General features: G+C 38.0%; 14 protein-coding genes. 6 read left to right on the top strand and 8 right to left on the bottom strand.

What is annotated here, in order from left to right; genetic code table 11:
• The first annotated feature begins 49 nt into the window (after positions 1-49).
• From BD809_RS02115 to BD809_RS02135, 5 genes are read left to right on the top strand one after another with little or no spacing between them, the layout of a single operon-like run.
• Positions 50-2,551, top strand: a complete 2,502-nt coding sequence (locus BD809_RS02115) for a heavy metal translocating P-type ATPase (RefSeq protein ID WP_148781300.1) — start codon at positions 50-52, stop codon at positions 2,549-2,551.
• An 11-nt stretch (positions 2,552-2,562) separates the two neighbouring features.
• The gene (locus tag BD809_RS02120) at positions 2,563-3,144 is read left to right on the top strand and encodes a DUF2911 domain-containing protein (protein ID WP_148781302.1); all 582 of its coding nucleotides are present in this window, start codon (positions 2,563-2,565) and stop codon (positions 3,142-3,144) included.
• Between the two features lie 7 nt (positions 3,145-3,151).
• Complete coding sequence (locus BD809_RS02125; protein WP_148781303.1) at positions 3,152-3,862, top strand: PepSY domain-containing protein; 711 nt, start codon at positions 3,152-3,154, stop codon at positions 3,860-3,862.
• A 54-nt stretch (positions 3,863-3,916) separates the two neighbouring features.
• A complete protein-coding gene (locus BD809_RS02130; RefSeq protein ID WP_148781304.1) occupies positions 3,917-5,635 on the top strand; it encodes an efflux RND transporter periplasmic adaptor subunit in 1,719 nt (572 codons plus the stop codon).
• 24 nt (positions 5,636-5,659) lie between these two features.
• A complete protein-coding gene (locus BD809_RS02135; RefSeq protein ID WP_148781305.1) occupies positions 5,660-6,424 on the top strand; it encodes a M15 family metallopeptidase in 765 nt (254 codons plus the stop codon).
• 84 nt (positions 6,425-6,508) lie between these two features.
• Here the strand turns inward: BD809_RS02135 and aceA are convergent, their stop codons facing one another.
• Both aceA and aceB read right to left on the bottom strand, forming a co-directional pair.
• Positions 6,509-7,786, bottom strand: coding sequence for an isocitrate lyase (aceA, locus tag BD809_RS02140; RefSeq protein WP_394348840.1), 1,278 nt, complete (start codon positions 7,784-7,786; stop codon positions 6,509-6,511).
• Positions 7,787-7,822: 36 nt separating this feature from the next.
• Positions 7,823-9,421, bottom strand: a complete 1,599-nt coding sequence (gene aceB / locus BD809_RS02145; protein ID WP_148781307.1) for a malate synthase A — start codon at positions 9,419-9,421, stop codon at positions 7,823-7,825.
• 119 nt (positions 9,422-9,540) lie between these two features.
• Here aceB and BD809_RS02150 point away from each other — a divergent pair, with 119 nt between their 5' ends.
• Positions 9,541-11,022 (top strand): helix-turn-helix domain-containing protein, encoded by a 1,482-nt coding sequence (locus BD809_RS02150; RefSeq protein WP_170251734.1) that lies wholly within the window; start codon positions 9,541-9,543, stop codon positions 11,020-11,022.
• Positions 11,023-11,105: 83 nt separating this feature from the next.
• On the opposite strand, the gene groL is transcribed toward BD809_RS02150, so the two are convergent.
• The 6 genes from groL to BD809_RS02180 all read right to left on the bottom strand — a co-directional run bounded on the left by groL (position 11,106) and on the right by BD809_RS02180 (position 16,413).
• Complete coding sequence (gene groL / locus BD809_RS02155) at positions 11,106-12,746, bottom strand: chaperonin GroEL (protein WP_148781308.1); 1,641 nt, start codon at positions 12,744-12,746, stop codon at positions 11,106-11,108.
• An 89-nt stretch (positions 12,747-12,835) separates the two neighbouring features.
• Positions 12,836-13,111 (bottom strand): co-chaperone GroES, encoded by a 276-nt coding sequence (locus tag BD809_RS02160; protein ID WP_148781309.1) that lies wholly within the window; start codon positions 13,109-13,111, stop codon positions 12,836-12,838.
• Positions 13,112-13,269: 158 nt separating this feature from the next.
• Positions 13,270-13,593: a preprotein translocase subunit SecG gene (gene secG / locus BD809_RS02165; protein WP_148781310.1), complete on the bottom strand. Its 324-nt coding sequence runs from the start codon at positions 13,591-13,593 to the stop codon at positions 13,270-13,272.
• Positions 13,594-13,600: 7 nt separating this feature from the next.
• Positions 13,601-14,548, bottom strand: a complete 948-nt coding sequence (locus BD809_RS02170) for a hypothetical protein (RefSeq protein WP_148781311.1) — start codon at positions 14,546-14,548, stop codon at positions 13,601-13,603.
• 52 nt (positions 14,549-14,600) lie between these two features.
• Positions 14,601-15,107, bottom strand: a complete 507-nt coding sequence (locus BD809_RS02175; protein ID WP_148781312.1) for an LptE family protein — start codon at positions 15,105-15,107, stop codon at positions 14,601-14,603.
• A 37-nt stretch (positions 15,108-15,144) separates the two neighbouring features.
• Positions 15,145-16,413: a sigma-54 interaction domain-containing protein gene (locus tag BD809_RS02180; RefSeq protein ID WP_148781313.1), complete on the bottom strand. Its 1,269-nt coding sequence runs from the start codon at positions 16,411-16,413 to the stop codon at positions 15,145-15,147.
• Positions 16,414-16,423: the final 10 nt, after the last annotated feature.

Here is a 16,423-nt window from a genome sequence, read left to right on the forward strand (position 1 = left end):
CAGCTTAGTGGGGATATGCTAATTTTGTAGTGGTAAAAAAAGAAGTAAAATGAAGCACACTTATAAAATTCAGGGGATGAGCTGTAATGGCTGCCGAGCTCATGTTGAAAAGACACTGAGTACAATTGATCATGTTGAAAAAGTAATGGTGAGTCTTGAAGATGCCGAAGCAACGATAGAAATGGCGAAGCATATTCCGATTACAACTTTCCAAAAAGCGTTAGATACGGATGGGGGTGGCTATGCAATAGCTTTACCGGGACAGGAATTCATATCATCTCATGCAACAAATAAAAAACCATCAGATGGTAAAGGGACCGGTGTTTTTTATTGCCCCATGCATTGTGAAGGAGAAAAAACGTATGATCAACCAGGAGATTGTCCTGTGTGCGGAATGGATTTGGTAGAAGAGATTAGTTTGAAATCTCCAGTAACACAATACACATGTCCTATGCACCCGGAGGTTGTCGAAGATGCACCGGGAGATTGTCCTATCTGCGGAATGGATCTTGTTCCTATAAAAGCAGATGCGAGTGCAGAAGAGAAGAACTACAAACGACTGCTAAAAAAGCTATGGATAGCGAGTGCCTTTACATTACCGATTTTTCTAATCGCTATGTCAGAAATGATACCGGGTAATCTGTTGTATGATTGGATGGACATGGTGTACTGGAATTGGATACAACTGTTTTTATCACTGCCCGTTGTATTTTATGCAACTTGGATGTTTTTTGAACGTGCCTATCGATCTATCGTTACCTGGAATCTCAATATGTTCACCTTAATCGGTATTGGAGCAGGGATTGCCTGGGTCTTTAGTGTTTTTGGCTTATTATTCCCCGATTTTTTTCCGTCTCAATTTAAATCGCATCACGGGACAGTGCATGTGTATTTTGAAGCTGCAACGGTAATTTTGACTTTAGTGCTTCTGGGTCAGGTATTAGAAGCACGGGCACATAGTAAAACGAACAGCGCAGTAAAAGAGCTGCTTAAACTGGCACCAAATATCGCTTACAGAGTTACAGACGGTGAGGAAGAGCGCATACAAATAGATCAAATCGTTATTGGAGATCGATTACGTGTAAAACCAGGAGATAAAATTCCTGTAGACGGTCGTATCGATGAAGGTACCAGCACTGTAGATGAATCGATGATTACCGGCGAACCTATTCCTGTAGATAAGAATGTTGGAGATATGGTGCGTTCGGGTACTATCAATGGAACGCAATCTTTTGTAATGTTGGCAGAAAAGGTAGGAAATGACACCCTTTTGTCTCAAATTATCGAAATGGTGAATAAAGCCAGTAGGAGTCAAGCGCCAATTCAAAAACTTGCAGATAAAATTTCCGGATATTTTGTTCCGGCGGTAGTAGTTAGTGCTATCATTACTTTTATAGTCTGGATACTTGTCGGACCCGACCCGGCATATGTCTATGCGCTGGTAAATGGTATAGCTGTGTTGATAATCGCATGCCCTTGTGCCTTGGGCTTGGCAACACCCATGTCCGTTATGGTTGGTGTGGGTAAAGGAGCGCAATCCGGCATATTAATTAAGAACGCAGAAGCCTTACAGAAGTTAAATACCATTGATACCTTAATTGTAGATAAAACCGGAACCATAACCGAAGGAAAACCTTCAGTAGAGGATGTCGTATCTGTTTCTGATAGGTATTCAAAAAAAGAAGTGTTGCAATATATTGTTTCCCTGAACCAACATAGTGAACACCCGTTAGCAGAAGCTACCGTTCAATATGCAAAACAACAGAACATAACAGCATTTGAAACTGAGAAATTCACTTCGATTACAGGAAAAGGAGTGACAGGAACCACTTCAGGAAAAAAGTTAGCTTTAGGAAATGAGAAGTTGATGATTGAAGTAAATGCTTCGCTATCAAAGGAACTGAATAGTAGTGTCATTCAGGAACAACGACGCGGTAAGACAGTATCCTATCTTTCTGTTGATGGTATAGCGGTAGGATTTGTGGTGATCAGTGATGCTATTAAGAAAACCAGTAAAGAAGCTATTGCGACATTAATAGCCAAAGGTATTGACGTCATTATGTTGACTGGGGATAATGAAGATACTGCGAGGGCTGTTGCATCAACCTTAGATCTTACGGATTTTAAAGCAGAAATGTTGCCTCAGGATAAGTTGTCAGTGGTAGAAAATCTACAGAAGAAAGGAAAAAAAGTAGCGATGGCTGGAGACGGTATCAACGATGCACCTGCACTAGCACAAAGTAATGTAGGAATTGCTATGGGAACCGGAACCGATGTAGCAATTGAAAGTGCAGAATTAACCTTAGTAAAAGGAGATTTACAAGGGATCGTAAAAGCACGAAACCTTAGTCATAAGGTGATGGGTAATATCAAACAAAATTTGTTTTTTGCCTTAATTTATAATGTGGTTGGAATACCTGTAGCGGCGGGGGTTTTGTTTCCTTTTTTCGGAATCTTATTATCTCCGATGATTGCCGCCTTAGCAATGAGTTTTAGTTCGGTTTCAGTAATTGCAAATTCATTAAGATTAAAAGCTGCAAAAATTAATTAATAATAAATAAGATGAAAAAACTAATAAGTGTGGGTGTAGTATTAATGTTACTTTACAGTTGCAACGAAAATAAAAAAGAGAGCCCAGTACACTCCAATCATGAAGTAAAGAATGTTGAGGTGCAAGCTGGAAAAAAAACATTGAGTCCCCATGAGAGTGTCATGCAAATGATAGGTGATGCACATATTCATATTGATTACTCCTCGCCCGGGGTAAGAAACAGAATTATTTTTGGAGGATTATTACCTTATGATACAGTTTGGCAGGCAGGAGCTCATAACGCTACTTGGATCGAAACCAATAAAGATTTAATTATCAACCAAAAAGAGCTGCCCTCGGGTAGATACGGTTTCTTTGTAATTCCTTCAAAGGATTCATGGACCTTAATTTTTAATAAGAATTGGGAACAACACGGCAAAGATGAATACTCCGAGCAAGATGATGTTTTAAGATTTGATGTGGCACCTGTTACCCTAAATGAGGTTCACGAGCATCTAGAATACGTTATTGAGAAAAAGGACAGCGACGAAGGTTTGATACGATTAAGATGGGAAAAGATAGAGGTGAAATTTCCTTTTAAAGTCAAAAAATAACTATCTTATGGTAAGAAGAAAACTTGCGTTAAACATTCGAAAAACTCATAGGTATTTGGGACTCTTTATCGGCGTTCAATTTTTGCTGTGGACGATTAGTGGCCTATATTTTAGCTGGACAGATATTGATGAAATCCATGGAGATCAATTTAAAAAAGAAGCTGTACTCTTAAGCTCCTTTGCTAATCTAGAGAGTCCTTCTAAACTGCAGCCTACTGTACCTCTTAAGTCTTTGGAGTTAAAAGATATTGCAGGGGAACCTTTTTATTGGGTTAATGAAGAAATATTGTTGCACGCAAGGACTGGAGCTTTCAAGAAAGAAATTACAGAAAACGAAGCAACTAAAATTGCAGAAAAAAACATGAGGGATGGACTCTTAGTAGAAAACATTAGGCGAATCGAAAATGTTGATGAGCACCATGAGTATAGAGGACGGCCATTACCTGCTTTTGTTATTTCATATAAATCCACTAACGATATCAAAGCATATGTCTCTATTACAGATGGAAAGTTTCAAACTTTGAGACATAGAGACTGGCGATTTTTTGACTTTTTATGGATGACACATACTATGGATTATGAAGGAAGAGATAATTTTAATACAGTTATTCTCAGAGCTTTTTCTTTATTAGGTTTGTTGACGGTACTCAGTGGGTTCTTACTCTGGTATATAAGCTCTCCAACCGTAAGAAGATTAGTAAAGTCAAAGAGGAACTGAAGATTCTAATGTTGAGTCTCAGTAAGGAATATTTCAAATTATAACAAACAGCTTATGGATAGAAAGGTTTTATATATTGCTTTAGCAGCTTTAGCAGGATTGTTTGCCGGTTATTTTATTTTTGGAAACAACGAGGTGTCTACCGAAACAAGCAGCATGCATGATCACGATTTAGAAAGCAATGAGGATCAATTGTGGACATGTTCTATGCATCCGCAAATACAGCAATCAGAACCGGGAGATTGTCCAATCTGCGGCATGGATTTGATTCCGGCCGAAACGTCTTCAGATGGTTTAAGTCTTGATCAATTTAGATTGACTAAAAATGCCATGGCACTGGCTAACATCCAAACCCAAAAAGTCGGAACTAGTGGTTCAGCAAATAATACATTATCTCTTTCTGGAACTATAGTTAAAAATGAAGAAAAGGAAGTAGTGCAAACTGCTTACTACGCCGGGAGGTTAGAAAAGTTGTATGTCAACTTCGAAGGAGAAACAGTAAAATCAGGGCAATTGTTGGCTCAGATATATGCTCCTGAACTGATTGCTGCGCAACAAGAACTTATAACAATGGCTGCCCTGAAGAAATCGCAACCCGATTTGTACAATGCTGTACGTAGCAAATTAGTATTATGGAAATTCTCAAACAAGCAGATTGATGCGATAGAATCTTCCGGAGTAGTACAAAATACAATTCCAATATATGCTAAGTCATCCGGTATTGTCATTTCAAAAATGGTCGAAGTTGGTGATTACGTTAAGGAGGGACAGCCGATACTTAAGATAGCTGATCTAAGTACGGTTTGGGCAGTTTTTGATGTGTATGAATCTACTATTGATCAATTGAAAAAGGGTCAGAACATAACAATCCGTACCAAGACGTTTCCTGAAGAAATTAATACAACTATCTCATTTATTGATCCCGTACTTAACTCTAATACCAGAGTGGTAGCAGTTCGTGCGGTACTTCCAAATAAAAAAGATAGACTTAAACCCGGAATGTTTGTAACGGGAGAGGTCAATGTTTCTGGCAATGATCCAAAGCCAGAAGAAATAATTATTCCTAAAAGTGCAGTATTATGGACAGGAAAACGTTCTGTGGTTTATGTAAAAACTAATCCGGATGAGCCGGTGTTTGAAATGAGAGAACTCAAAATAAAAAATAATATTGGTGAATCCTATACTATATCAGAGGGGTTGTCTCCTGCAGATGAAATAGTGGTCAACGGAGTTTTTACAATAGATGCTTCCGCACAGCTGCAAGGGAAGCGATCGATGATGAATTCTAAGGAACCTCAAAGTCACTCGATGAATGAAAGTGTAATGGTGATACCTAGTGCAGTTCAAAAAGAATTTGAAGAGGTAATTTTGAATTATATTACGCTTAAGGATGCCTTTGTCGTTGCGGATGCAGAAAATATTAAAGAGGGAGCTAGCCTATTGTTAGTGTCAACAGCAAAAATAGAACGATCTGCGATGGATAAAATGCTTAGCTCTCATGTTTTCAGGATCGAAAAAATGGCACAAGCAATATTTGATAATGAAACGATTGAGAATCAGAGAGATCATTTTATTGCGCTTTCTGAGGAAATTATTACGATTGCTAAAAATATGGATACTTTAAACAGTACTTTTTATATCATGAATTGTCCTATGGCAGATTCAAATAAAGGCGCAGATTGGCTTAGCAAAGACGGAAAGATTAAAAATCCGTATTTTGGACTTGAAATGCTTGGATGTGGGAGTGTGATTGATACCCTTTTTACAAAGTAAAGGTTGAGCTAAACGGTGTGTATAATGAGAAGTTATTTTTGGTTTTTATTAATTTGTTTATTGATTTCGTGTGCTAAGTCTGTTGAAGAGAAGAAAACATTTTCCGAAGAAAAAACCAGCACTCCGTCTGAAGAAACTGAGCTGTCTAGCCAAAAGCGTGTAGATAAGAAAGTAAAAAGTAATCCTGTTACGCAAATTAAAGCGGATCCGAACGAACTTAAGTCATTACCGGATGCTACCTTAGTTGATATTACCAAGTATTCCGATGAGTTCACTTTGAATATCAAGTATGCAACTTCAGATAATTTCCTGAAAACAGCTGTCTATGACTGTGCAGCCTGTTATGTGCGTGCACCCGTAGCTGTTGCTTTGATAAAAGCTAATAATGAATTAATGAAACTTGGATATCGTTTGCAGTTTTTTGATTGTTATCGACCCCATAGCGTACAAAAAAAGATGTGGGAGATTTTTCCCAAGCCTGGATATGTAGCTAATCCACGAGGAGGTTCAATTCATAATAAAGGTGCTGCGGTTGATCTAACAATCACAACCTTGGAAGGTTTGCCTATTGATATGGGGTCGGCCTATGATCACTTTGGATGGGAATCGCATCATGCCTATGCTAATTTAATAGATGAGGTGAAGCAACATCGGACATTGCTCAAAGAAACCATGTTGGCTTTTGATTTTAAAACTATTAGAACAGAGTGGTGGCATTATAATTATGTGGGAGGACGGCGCTATCCAATTTCAGATTTCAAATGGAATTGTACCGAGGATGAAGAGTAAATAGTTTTATTTTTACCAACCGTTATTAAAAAATACAGCATCCAAAAGGATGCTGTATCACAACAATAATAAAATCGGAAAAAATTAAAATTGCTCAACTTCTGTACTTCCTGCCATAGCTACTGTAGAGGAACGCCCTGCAGTTACTGTATTTTGAACAGCATCAAAATAAGTGGTTCCAACAAAACCTTGATGTTTTACAGCTCTAAAGCCATCTTTTTGCAAAGCAAACTCACGTTCTTGCAATTCCGAATAACCTGCCATACCACGTTCTTTATACGCTTTTGATAGCTCAAACATACTTGTGTTTAGTGCATGAAACCCTGCCAGCGTAATAAACTGAAATTTATATCCCATAGCCGCTAGTTCTTCTCTAAACGTTTCCATTTCTTTTACAGATAATTTTGATGCCCAATTAAAAGAAGGAGAACAATTATACGCTAACATTTGATTTGGATATTTGGCATGAATCGCTTCTGCAAATTTGCGAGCTTGCTTCAGATCAGGGTTACTGGTTTCCATCCAAATGAGATCTGCATACGGTGCATACGAGAGACCACGGTCAATACCTTGCTCTATTCCATTTTTAACATGAAAAAAACCTTCGGCAGTACGTTCACCTGTTACAAATTTATGATCCCTTGCATCAATATCACTAGTCAATAGATTTGCTGCGTCAGCATCCGTTCTGGCGATAATGATAGCAGATACGCCCATTACATCTGCAGCAAGTCGTGCAGCAACCAGCTTATTGATCGCTTCTTGCGTAGGCACCAATACTTTTCCGCCTAAATGTCCACATTTTTTAGCAGAACTTAATTGATCTTCAAAATGCACACCACTGGCTCCTGCTTCTATCATAGCCTTCATCAATTCAAAAGCATTGAGATTACCTCCAAACCCAGCTTCGGCATCGGCAACAATAGGAACTAAATAATCTTTGGTAGCTGTTTCTTCATTAACCACCTGTATTTGATCAGCTCGTAAAAGAGCGTTATTGATGCGTTTTACTACTTGTGGTACACTATTAGCCGGATATAAGGATTGGTCGGGATACATTTGACCCGCAAGGTTTGCATCGGCTGCTACTTGCCAACCGCTTAAATAGATAGCCTCTAATCCAGCCTCGACTTCTTGAACTGCTTGATTACCGGTTAGTGCGCCTAATCCTGCCACAAAATCTTGTGTTTTAAGCTTCATCCAAAGTTTTTCGGATCCTTGCTTAGCAATACTGTGCTCTATACGATACGAGCCTTGTAATTTTACCACCTTTTCTGCGGTGTAAGGACGGGTTACGTTGTTCCATCTTGGATTGGTAGACCAGTCTACAAGAAGTTCTTCAATTCGTTGCTGTGTATTCATGATATATTGATTTTAGTGTATTCCTTTAAATTATTTTTATAGATAGCTGTATGCCTTTGTGGTTAAAAACTCATCAAGTTCATTACTTTCGACTAAATCTCTGAACAGCTGTATCGCATTTTGATATGTTTGTTTTTCAAACAATGCTGCGCCTACTTGCTGTTCAATATTATTGAGTTCGTCATCTAATAATGTTTGGTATAGCTCTTGGTTAAAAGTTCGGCCATCATCGAGCGCAACTTTATTTTGTAACCATTGCCATATCTGTGTTCTGCTTATTTCTGCTGTCGCAGCATCTTCCATTAGATTATACAAAGCAACTGCTCCATTACCACCAAGCCAAGTAGCGATATAGTGTATGGCTACATTGATGTTTTTTCGTATACCTTGTTCGGTAATGGTACCTTTGGGAACCTCTATTAGTTGCTTTTCGGTAATTTGGATATCGGTACGTTTGTTAGCTATTTGATTTGCTTCTGGCATATGTGTATCAAAAATTTCGGTTGCCACCTTCACCATATCAGGATGTGCTACCCAAGTACCATCGTGGCCATTACGAACTTCACGTTCCTTATCCGCACGAATTTTAGCAAAAGCTGCGGCATTTTTTTCTTCATCATTTTTAATTGGGATTTGAGCAGCCATACCTCCAATAGCCAGAATATTTCTTTTGTGGCAACGCTGAATAACCAATTTGCTATAGGCATCCATAAATGGACTCGCCATAGTTACCTGATCACGATCCGGAACAATATATTCAGGATGATTTCTCATTTTTTTGATATAGCTGAAAATATAATCCCATCGACCACAATTTAGGCCAACGATATGATCTTTAAGAGCGTAAATGATTTCGTCTAACTGAAAGCTAGCAGTAATAGTTTCAATTAGGACTGTAACTTTAATCGTAGCATGAGCGAGACCCAGAAATTCTTCAGTAAAGTTTATTACATCATTCCACCAGATAGCTTCGGTAAAATGTTCCAGCTTTGGTAAATAATAGTAAGGTCCTGTTTGTTGTTCGTTCAAATTGATTGCATTGTGGAATACATATAACCCAAAATCAATCAACGAAGCACTGATAGGCTGGTTCTCAATCAACAGGTGTTTTTCTTCTAAGTGCAAGCCTCTGGGACGCACTAAAAGCGTGGCACAATGCGCATTAAGATGATAGGTCTTATCACGTTTTGGGTGATAAAAAGAAATGGTTTTATTAACGGCATCTTTTAGATTTTGTTGCCCTTGCATGCAGTTATCCCACAGCGGAGCATTACTGTCCTCAAAATCTGCCATAAAGGTTTTGGCTCCCGAATTAAGAGCGTTAATGACCATTTTTCGATCTACAGGACCGGTAATTTCGACACGGCGATCCAAAAGATCCGAAGGAATTTTTTCTGCAGACCATTCACAGTTTCTAATTTCTTTGGTGTGTTCAGGAAAACAAGGAAAAGACCCCAAGTCTAAGAGTTGCTGTCTGTATACTCTATTGTCAAGTAGTTGCAAACGTTTTGGATTAAAACGTTTGTGTAAAGCTTCTAAAAAAGTTAAAGCCCCGTCGGTTAAAATGTCCGGATAGTAATTTTTTACCTTCCGGTCAAAGCTGATTTTCTGATTAATATTGATTTGTGTCTCCATAACATATCGATTGAGTGAACAATATTAAAAAAAAGTTTTTTATAAAACAAGCGAACGTTCGCTAAATGAGAATATTTTGTTTTTGAAAATATTCGCAAAAATGCTTACTTTTGATCTATATGGCAATAGCAGAAGAATATATACGCTTGATTTTTGGCCTGAAAATCAAGCAGATACGTAACGAAAAAGAATTATCTCTTTTTGGATTATCTAAGTTGAGTGGTCTCTCAAAATCGTATTTAAATGAGATAGAAAAAGGAAAAAAATATCCTAAGACGGATAAAATTATTCGATTGGCTGAAACCTTAGAAGTGCCTTATGACAGTTTGGTGTCTTTAAAACTGGATAAAAATCTTGCGCCTATTGGAGAAATATTGCAATCGGGAATACTTGATGAGATTCCGCTGGAATTATTCGGAATCCAGCAAAGTGATTTAATTGATATTATCGCCAATGCACCTTCTAAGGTGAATGCGTTTATAAGTACAATTATTGAGATTGCGCAACACTACAACTTGAGCAGAGAAGGTTTTTATTTGGCTTCTTTGCGATCGTATCAAGAGGCACATAATAACTTTTTTAAGGAGCTTGAAGAGAAAGCTATTCGCTGTGCAAACTCCTATCAACTTGGCTTGAATGGCACGATAAATTCAGCTGAATTAGATGAAATCCTTACAGAGGAATACGGCTATACGATCATTACAGACGCTATTCCTGATCAAGAAGAATTAGAAAATTTACGATGTGTTTTTGTTCCTAAAACAAAAACATTACTCTTATCAGGTAGGGTTGATGAGTCTCAAAAGACCTTTATTTATGCCAAAGAATTAGGGTATCAGTATTTGGAGATTAAAGAACGCCCGTATACGTTTTCATGGATCAAATACGACAACTTTGAAGAGGTGTTGCATAATTTTTACGCCTCTTATTTTGCCGGCGTATTGATTTTGCCTAGAGTGCATCTTAAGAATCAATTGAAAACCGTTTTTTCAAAGAAAAAGTTTTCAGCCGTTGATTTTCATAAGGTGATGCATCAGTATAATGCCTCTCCTGAGTCTTTTTATCAGCGTCTGACCAATATATTGCCCAAGGATTTTGGGATGCAGAACGTGTTTTTTCTACGTTTCACCCATAAGTTGGGAGCGAATAAGTTCAACTTGGTAAAAGAATTACATATTACGCATCAACAACAACCCCGTGCTAATGAAATAAATGAACATTACTGTCGTCGATGGATGGCCATTAAAACATTGCAGCGTACGGCCAAAGAGAATATTCCATATGCTTTCGATATTCAGATCTCTGATTATGAAGACACTGGGCAGAAGTATTTAGTATTCACCTCGGCAACCAAAGATCCATTTAGAAAAGAGTTTTACCGTAGTATTGGTATAGGGTTTTTAATTTCGCCGGCACTCGAAAAGAAAATAGCTTTTGTAAATGATGCAAAGATTGCTACGGTAAAGGTTGGAGTTACCTGTGAAACCTGTTCGATACAAGATTGCGAAGTGAGAATGGCGCCCCCCAAACGATTACTGGCTAAAGAAAAGTTCAAAAAAACCGAAACTTTGGTAGAGGAGATGATGAATAAGTTTTCTTAAGCAACATCTGATATTATAATAAAAAAACGCTATATGAAATACATCAAATAGCGTTTTTGTTTTTTTTGAGTTTGTCTTACGACTTACATCATACCTGGCATACCTCCGCCCATTGGTGGCATTCCGCCGCCACCAGCAGGAGCATCCTCTTTGATATCGATTAACGCACACTCAGTAGTTAAAATCATTCCTGAAACTGATGCAGCATTTTCTAATGCGACACGTGTTACTTTTTTAGGATCGATAATACCTGCTTCGAGCATGGCAACATATTGTTCAGATTTAGCATCGTAACCAAAATCATCTTTACCTTCGATCACTTTAGCAATTACAACAGAACCTTCTCCGCCTGCATTCTCAACAATAGTACGTAATGGTGCTTCTATAGCACGATTAACAATCTGTACACCTGTTGCTTCATCAGCATTTTCTGTTTTGATAGCGTCCAGCGCTGCTTTAGCTCTTACAAGCGCTACACCTCCACCGGCAACAATACCTTCTTCAACAGCGGCACGAGTTGCGTGTAAAGCATCATCCACACGGTCTTTCTTCTCTTTCATTTCAACTTCAGAAGCAGCACCTACATACAATACAGCAACACCTCCGGCTAGTTTAGCCAATCGTTCCTGTAATTTTTCTCTGTCATAGTCAGAAGTAGTCGTCTCGATTTGCGCTTTAATCTGGTTCACACGATTCTTGATCATTTCTTCTTCACCGGCACCATTCACAACGGTTGTATTATCCTTGTCGATAGCTACTTTTTCTGCAGTACCTAACTGTTCGATAGTTGTGTTTTCTAAGGTAAATCCGCGTTCTTCAGAAATTACAGTACCTCCGGTCAGGATCGCAATATCTTCAAGCATTGCTTTACGACGATCACCAAATCCAGGAGCTTTTACCGCTGCAATTTTTAGGGCACCACGTAATTTATTTACTACTAAAGTAGCCAAAGCTTCACCATCAACATCTTCAGCAATAATAAGTAAAGGTTTTCCTGTTTGAGCCACTGGTTCTAATACCGGTAATAAATCTTTCATTGCAGAGATCTTTTTGTCATACAATAAAATGTATGGATTCTCAAGATCAGCAGTCATTTTTTCACTATTAGTAACAAAATAAGGCGATAAATACCCTCGGTCAAACTGCATACCTTCAACAACATCTACATATGTATCTGTTCCCTTAGCTTCTTCAACAGTGATTACACCTTCTTTACCTACTTTACCAAAAGCCTGAGCAATTAGGTCTCCAATCAATTCATCGTTGTTTGAAGAAATAGCAGCTACTTGCTTGATTTTTTCTGTAGAACTTCCTACCTCTTTAGTTTGCTTTTCAAGATCAGCAGTGATCGCTTCTACAGCTTTATCAATACCGCGTTTCAAATCCATTGGATTTGCTCCCGCAGCAACGTTTTTAAGGCCTTCTTTTACGATAGCCTGTGCTAATACAGTTGCGGTTGTTGTACCGTCACCGGCAAGATCATTCGTTTTTGAAGCTACTTCCTTTACCATTTGAGCACCCATATTCTCTAATGGATCCTCTAATTCAACTTCTTTTGCAACAGAAACACCATCTTTGGTTACTGTTGGCGCTCCAAAAGATTTACTAATGATTACATTACGACCTTTAGGTCCTAAGGTTACTTTTACTGCATTTGCCAATGCATCCACACCACGCTTAATGCCGTCACGTGCTTCTAAGTCAAATTTTATGTCTTTAGCCATAATAGAATTTTGTTTTTTGATTTTGAGTTCTGTGTAATTTTTATCAATCTAGAAATTACCGAACGCGATTTGTGTTTGTATTGAACCCTTTATACAATTGCAAGGATGTCATCCTCACGCATGATCAAATAGTCTTTACCATCTAATTTTAATTCGGTACCGGAAAATTTTCCGTAAAGAACCGTGTCACCAACTTTTACAGTCATGTCATGATCTTTTTTACCATTACCTACAGCAGCAACTTTACCTTTTTGTTGTTTTTCTTGCGCTGAATCAGGTATGTATAATCCTGAAGCTGTTTGTTTTTCTGCCGGAAGTGGCTCAATTACCACGCGATCCGAAAGAGGTTTAATGTTTACTCCCATTATGATTAGTTTTAATATTAAAATTACTATACAATTGTTCTATCTAATCATTCAGAAATTGTGCCAGTGGATAGATACTGACAAATTGAAATAAAAAATGCCGACTTATATGACAAGTCGGCATTTTTTATAGGATGTGCAGCGTATACTGCTATCTTTTAATTGTTCTCTGTTGGAGGTGTTGTTACAGGAGGAGCCTCCACCTGAATGTCCTCGGTGTTAATTTTGGAATCTTCGATCCCTGAACCTCCCATTAGGTCAATGTTTGATAATAAAATCAAAACTAGTAGTAAGGTTGCCAAAGCCCAGGTACTTTTGTCTAAAAAGTCGGTTGTTTTTTTGACACCACCTAGCTGTTGTGAGCCGCCGCCACCAAAAGATGAAGAAAGTCCGCCTCCTTTTGGGTTCTGTACCATGATTACTACAATCAGTAAAAAAGATACGATAACGATAAGTATTAAAAAGATTGTAAACGTTGTCATTATATTGTTATTTATTTTCTTGTAATTTCTTTATTGCCCGAATTTGGTCTGCAAAGAAACCACTTTTTTCGGGATTTTTCAAAATTAATATTTTATATGCTTGAATGGCCTTTTTATAATTCTTTTGAGATAAATACACCCTTGCCAGCGTTTCTGTCATTAACTCATCTGGTGCCTGATTATGCTCCTTAGCAATGTTGCGGGTTGGTTGTGATTTATCTGCCGGTTTAATTTTAGGATTGTTAGCAATAAATTGATCGATAATTTCAAACTTTTGCTGTTGTACGAGGCGTGTATTTTTTTCATCCGAAGTTTCATTTTCTTTTTTGTCGGCAACTGATTCAGCATTGGAGTCCTCTTCGTTTTCTCGATCTATCGGATGTAGATTTGTGAGTTTTAGCCATTCTGTAAATGAATGTGTTTCCTTCTTAGTAAACTCTAATGGGGCGTCTGGATGTAGCTCTTCTTTAGGAGTATTTGTAGGTTGCGACCTAGTTTCTGCCGAAGACCCTGTATCTGCGACCGCTTCCTCTTGAACCGTATTACCCTCCATGGCCTTAGTTTCAAAAAGTGCTGGATTCAAAACCTCTTCGGCCTCATCAATATTCATAGCAACTGCTTCGTCCATAGATACTGATATGGTATCCTTTACCAACAGCTCCTTTGCAGATTGCTGTACTGACGATTTGTTGTCAAGCCCATCAGGGCTAACGTTTACAAAATCTGAAGATGTTATAAATTCAAATAAAACCCTACGATCCGTGGTATATGCTGCCGTAGTTTTAAGTTCTTTGTTGTACAGAAAACTGCCTTGATCTTTTAAGCCTTTTAATAAAATTGAACGAGCCGATTGGAAATAAGGAAACTCCTCTATTAAATGCTCTAAGGCATCAATGTGATCCTTCTTGATTTGAGAAGGGTAATTTAGAAGAAAAGATAACGACTTGCTGTTCAAAACTAATACTTTTATTTCCTGAATTAAGATAAGAAAATTTAATTACAATGCATTACCACTTGGCTAAGGTTGCATTAAAAACATCCTGCGTTAAGCGTTCATAAATTATTTGAATTGCTTCATCGCGTACTGCGTTTTCTGAACGTGAAGCAGCATAATCATAAAAGAACGAAAAGCGTTGTTCTAAATCTTGCGTAGGATCATTGATGTCATAAAAACGGACATTTATAGCAATAGTTAGTCTGTTCTGCGCTGCAGTATTTTCTGAAGTGGCAGTATTGGGAGCAACATAATATTGAACAATCTCACCTTCGTAGACGAGGTCTCCGGATGAGGTAACCAAATCCAGATTGGTTTGGTTTAAGATAAGATCTTGTAATTGATTTGTAAATGTTTGATCAATTCCCGGTATTACTATAGAAGCCTGATTCGAAAAAAAGTTCACCTGAAAAGTTTCGGTTTCAGGAGAAATTGATATGCCGCTGAACGAATATGCTCCACAACCATACAGTATGATACTGCTAATTAGGGCTACAAAAATGATTTTTATATTTCTCATACAATATTAATAATTGCGATGTTTAACTACGCTATAATTAGAGGTCGTATTGCTTGATTTTACGGTACAAAGTTCGTTCGCTAATTCCAAGTTCATCTGCCGCTGCTTTGCGTTTACCGCGATGTCGCTCCAGTGATTTTTTAATCAGTTCAAGTTCTTTGTCTTGAAGGGAAAGTGTTTCTTCTTCTTCAATTTCTTCTGCAAAATGATATTTGTCTTCAGTTGTGGGAGGTGTAGGAGTAGCTGCCGCCTGAATTTGTAAAATCTCTCTAGCTTCTTCTTCCTGTGAATCTTCGTAAGATACATCTTCCTCTTCGTCATCACCGTAGATTTTACGAATCAATCCCTCATTTTCTTTTTGAACTTGTTTAGAGTTTCCGCTTTGCATCAGTTCCATGGTAAGTTTCTTGAGATCGTTAAGATCATTTTTCATATCAAAAAGAACCTTGTATAGAATCTCGCGTTCATTGCTGAAATCACTATCTTTCTTACTAGAGGAAATTACTGCGGGTAGATTACTGCCCATATTCGGTAAATAACCATGCAATGATTTACCTGTAATAACTCTCGTTTGTTCAAGTACTGAAATTTGCTCGGCAATATTTCGTAATTGACGGATGTTACCACTCCAATGATATTGTTCTAATAGAGTAGTGGCTTCCTCATCAAGTCGGATCGTTGGCATTTTATATTTTGTAGCAAAATCGGAAGCAAACTTTCTAAAGAGTAAATGAATATCTTCTTTTCGTTCTCTCAGAGGAGGTAAATTTATTTCCACAGTACTGAGTCGATAATATAAGTCTTCTCTAAACTTCTCCTTCTTTATCGCTTCAAACATATTCACGTTTGTAGCTGCAACGATACGCACATCGGTTTTTTGAACTTTAGAAGATCCAACTTTTATAAACTCTCCGTTTTCAAGCACACGAAGCAATCGAACTTGAGTAGTTAAAGGTAGTTCTCCGACTTCATCCAGAAATATGGTGCCACCATCTGCAACTTCAAAATATCCACTACGGGTTTGTGTAGCTCCTGTAAATGCGCCTTTTTCGTGACCAAAGAGTTCACTGTCAATTGTCCCTTCAGGTATAGCACCACAGTTTACGGCTATATACTTACCGTGTTTACGATGCGAGAGCGAATGAATTATTTTAGGAATACTCTCTTTACCCACTCCACTTTCTCCAGTCACTAGAACTGAAATATCGGTTGGGGCTACTTGTATGGCTTTTTCGATAGCTCTGTTTAGCTTAGGATCGTTTCCTATAATTCCAAAACGTTGCTTTGTAGCTTGAACTGATTCCATATGTTGTTAA

Origin of the sequence: Aquimarina intermedia (assembly GCF_008124785.1) — a bacterium.
In the GTDB taxonomy this organism is placed as follows: domain Bacteria; phylum Bacteroidota; class Bacteroidia; order Flavobacteriales; family Flavobacteriaceae; genus Aquimarina; species Aquimarina intermedia.

Coding starts and splice junctions, on each gene's coding strand:
- BD809_RS02115 (WP_148781300.1), top strand. CDS start 50: ATGAAGCACACTTATAAAATTCAGGGGATGAGCTGTAATGGCTGCCGA.
- BD809_RS02120 (WP_148781302.1), top strand. CDS start 2,563: ATGAAAAAACTAATAAGTGTGGGTGTAGTATTAATGTTACTTTACAGT.
- BD809_RS02125 (WP_148781303.1), top strand. CDS start 3,152: ATGGTAAGAAGAAAACTTGCGTTAAACATTCGAAAAACTCATAGGTAT.
- BD809_RS02130 (WP_148781304.1), top strand. CDS start 3,917: ATGGATAGAAAGGTTTTATATATTGCTTTAGCAGCTTTAGCAGGATTG.
- BD809_RS02135 (WP_148781305.1), top strand. CDS start 5,660: ATGAGAAGTTATTTTTGGTTTTTATTAATTTGTTTATTGATTTCGTGT.
- aceA (WP_394348840.1), bottom strand. CDS start 7,786: ATGAATACACAGCAACGAATTGAAGAACTTCTTGTAGACTGGTCTACC.
- aceB (WP_148781307.1), bottom strand. CDS start 9,421: ATGGAGACACAAATCAATATTAATCAGAAAATCAGCTTTGACCGGAAG.
- BD809_RS02150 (WP_170251734.1), top strand. CDS start 9,541: ATGGCAATAGCAGAAGAATATATACGCTTGATTTTTGGCCTGAAAATC.
- groL (WP_148781308.1), bottom strand. CDS start 12,746: ATGGCTAAAGACATAAAATTTGACTTAGAAGCACGTGACGGCATTAAG.
- BD809_RS02160 (WP_148781309.1), bottom strand. CDS start 13,111: ATGGGAGTAAACATTAAACCTCTTTCGGATCGCGTGGTAATTGAGCCA.
- secG (WP_148781310.1), bottom strand. CDS start 13,593: ATGACAACGTTTACAATCTTTTTAATACTTATCGTTATCGTATCTTTT.
- BD809_RS02175 (WP_148781312.1), bottom strand. CDS start 15,107: ATGAGAAATATAAAAATCATTTTTGTAGCCCTAATTAGCAGTATCATA.
- BD809_RS02180 (WP_148781313.1), bottom strand. CDS start 16,413: ATGGAATCAGTTCAAGCTACAAAGCAACGTTTTGGAATTATAGGAAAC.